The organism is Streptomyces sp. NPDC059456, from assembly GCF_042750055.1.
Taxonomy (GTDB): Bacteria; Actinomycetota; Actinomycetes; order Streptomycetales; family Streptomycetaceae; genus Streptomyces.
On record NZ_JBHYVA010000857.1, the window covers coordinates 1 to 3110 of the forward strand.

At 75.2% G+C, this 3110-nt stretch carries 1 protein-coding gene; it reads right to left on the reverse strand.

Annotated features, from left to right (window positions below; translation table 11 throughout):
- The coding region (locus tag ACFXA3_RS39635; RefSeq protein ID WP_385195799.1) for a type I polyketide synthase at positions 1-3101 on the reverse strand (3101 nt) is incomplete at its 3' end.
- Positions 3102-3110 lie beyond the last annotated feature (9 nt).

Consider the following 3110-nt stretch of genomic DNA (forward strand, 5'->3'; position numbering starts at 1 on the left):
GCGCCGGGCCCCCCCCCTCCCCGCCCGCGCCCCCCCGCGCCGGCTTGGTTTGCCCCCCCCGCGCGGGGCGCGGCCACGGCTCCGCGGGTGACCACGAGCAGGCGGGACTCGGCGAACCGCTCGTCCGCGAGCCACTCCTGTACCCGGGCCAGGGCCCGGGCGGTGACCGCGTGCACCCGGGCGGCGGTGCCCTGCGCCCCGGCGGCACCGAGGCAGTCGGCCCCTTCGAGGCCTTCGAGATCGTCGAGGTCGTCGAGGTCGTCGAGGTCGTCGAGGACCAGTACGTCCTGCGCGGGCCCGGTCCGGTCGTCCGCCTCCCAGCGGCCCCAGGTCAGCGGGGCGGGAGCGGTGGCAGCGGCGAGCGGCTGGAGTTCGACGGCGAACAGCGCGCCGCCCGGGGCGCCCCGGCCCGCGGCGTCCGCGGCCGCGCCGGGCCGCGAGACGAGCGATTCCACGGAGAAGACGGGCAGTCCCTCCGCGTCGGCGCCGTCGAGGGTGATGGCGTCGGGGCCGCTGGGGGCGATCCGCACCCGCAGCCGGGTCGCCCCGACGGCGTGGAAGCGCACGCCCCTCCAGGCGAACGGCAGCAGCACACCGGAGTCGCCGGAGCCGGCGGAACCGCTGTCCTGGCCGTCGTCGAGCAGCGAGCCGTGCAGGGCCGCGTCGAGGAGGGCCGGGTGAACGCCGAAGCGGGCGGCGTCCTCGTGCGCCCGCTCGGGCAGTTCGACCTCGGCGAAGACGGTGTCACCCTGGCGCCAGGCGGCCTGAAGGCCCTGGAACACCGGCCCGTAGTGGTAGCCGCGGTCCTGGAGCAGTGCGTACGCGTCGTCCAGGGGAACCTCGGCGGCGCCGGCGGGCGGCCACGCGGTCAGGTCGGCGCCGGAGGCCACGGGCGCGGTGCCGAGGAGGCCCTGGGCATGCAGCAGCCAAGGGGTGTCGGGCAGCGCGTCCTGGGGGCGGGAGTGGATGAGCACGGTCCGGCGGCCCAGCTCGTCCGCGCCGGAGACGGAGACCTGGAGGGCGACGCCGCCGTGCTCGGGCAGCACGAGCGGGGCCTGGAGGATGAGTTCCTCCAGGGTGGTGTGGCCGACCTGCTCGCCCGCGTACAGGGCGAGTTCGACGAATCCGGTGCCGGGCAGCAGCACGGAGCCGAGGACGTCGTGGTCGGCCAGCCAGGGCTGGGCATCGACGGCGAGGCGGCCGCTGAAGGTCACCCCGTCGGTGTCCGGGGAGGTGATGACCGCGCCGAGCAGCGGGTGGTCGGCGGGTGCGAGGCCGAAGGCGGACGCGTCGCCGCCGCCCGCGAGGTCGGCGATCATCCAGTACCGCTCGCGCTGGAAAGCGTACGTCGGCAGCGCGACCACCTGCGCGCCGGTCCCGGCGTGGAAGGCGGTCCAGTCGACGGGCGTGCCGGTGGTGTGGAGCCGGGCGAGCGCCGTCAGGAGGGTGCGGGCCTCGGGGCGGTTCCTGCGGACGGCGGGCTCGACGACGGCGTCACCACCGTCGAGGGTGGTGCGGGTGAGCGCGGTGAGGACGGCGTCGGGACCGAGCTCCAGGAAGGTCTGGACGCCCTTGGCGGCGAGGTGCTGGACGGTGTCGGAGAAGCGGACGGCTTCGCGCAGGTGGCGCGTCCAGTACTCCGGGGTGCCCCAGTCCTCGCTGACCGCGCCGTGCACACCCGAGACGACCGGGATCTGCGCGGGGGCGTACGTCACGGATTCGGCGACGGCCCGGAACTCGGCGAGCGCCGGGTCCATCAGCGGGGAGTGGAAGGCGTGCGAGACCCGCAGCCGGGTCGACTTGCGGCCCAGCTCGGTGAACGCGGCCCGGATCGCTTCGACGGCGTCCTCGGTACCAGAGACCACGATGGAGCGCGGGCTGTTGATCGCCGCGATGCCCACCGTGTCCGTCAGGTGCGGGAGGATCTCCTCCTCCGTCGCCTCGATCGCCGCCATCGCACCACCCGCAGGCAACGCCTGCATCAGCCGGCCACGAGCGGTGACCAGCCGGGCCGCGTCCTCCAGCGAAAGGACACCGGCGGCGTGCGCGGCCGAAATCTCACCGATCGAGTGACCCGCCAGGAAGTCGGCGCGCACCCCCCACGACGCCACCAGCCGGAACAACGCGGTCTCGATCGCGAACAGCGCGGGCTGCGTGAACGCGGTGCTGTTCAGCAGCGCCTCGTCCTCGCCCCACATCACCTCGTACAGCGGCCTGTCCAGGTGGGTGTCCAGGGCCGCGACAACCGCGTCCAGAGCCTGCGCGAACACCGGAAACGCGGCGTGCAGTTCACGGCCCATGCCCAGGCGCTGCGCACCCTGGCCGGTGAACAGGAAGGCCGCGCGGCCCTCCCGTACGACGTCCTGCACCGCGCCCGCGGCCGTGCCTTCGGCGAGGGCGGCCAGGCCGGAGAGGAGTTCCTCGCGGTCGGCGCCGACGACGACGGCCCGGTGCTCGTGCGGGGTGCGGGTGGTGGCCGCGGAGAAGCCGAGGTCGGTGAGGGACACCTCGGGGTGCCCGGTGACGTGCGCGTGCAGCCGTCCGGCCTGCTCGGCCAGCGCCTTCGGCGTACGGCCCGACAGGGCGACGGGGACCAGCGGCAGGGCGCGGGGCTCGCCCTCGGCCTGCGCCGGCTCGGCGGCCGGGGCCTCTTCGACGATGACGTGCGCGTTGGTGCCGCTGAGGCCGAAGGAGGAGATGCCGGCGCGGCGCGGACGCTCGCCCGCCGGCCAGGCGACCGGCTCGGTCAGGAGTTTGACGTGGCCCGCGGTCCAGTCGACGTGCGGGGTCGGGTCCTCGGCGTACAGGGTCTTGGGCAGGACGCCGTGGCGCAGCGCCTGGACCATCTTGATGACGCCGCCGACGCCGGCCGCGGCCTGCGTGTGGGCGAGGTTCGACTTCAGGGAGCCGAGCCACAGCGGCTTGTCCGCGTCGCGGCCCTGGCCGTAGGTGGCCAGCAGGGCCTGCGCCTCGATCGGGTCGCCGAGGCGGGTGCCGGTGCCGTGGGCTTCGACGGCGTCGACGTCGGCGATGGTCAGGCCGGCGTTCTCGAGGGCGCTGCGGATGACGCGCTGCTGGGAGGGCCCGTTGGGGGCGGTCATGGAGCTGGA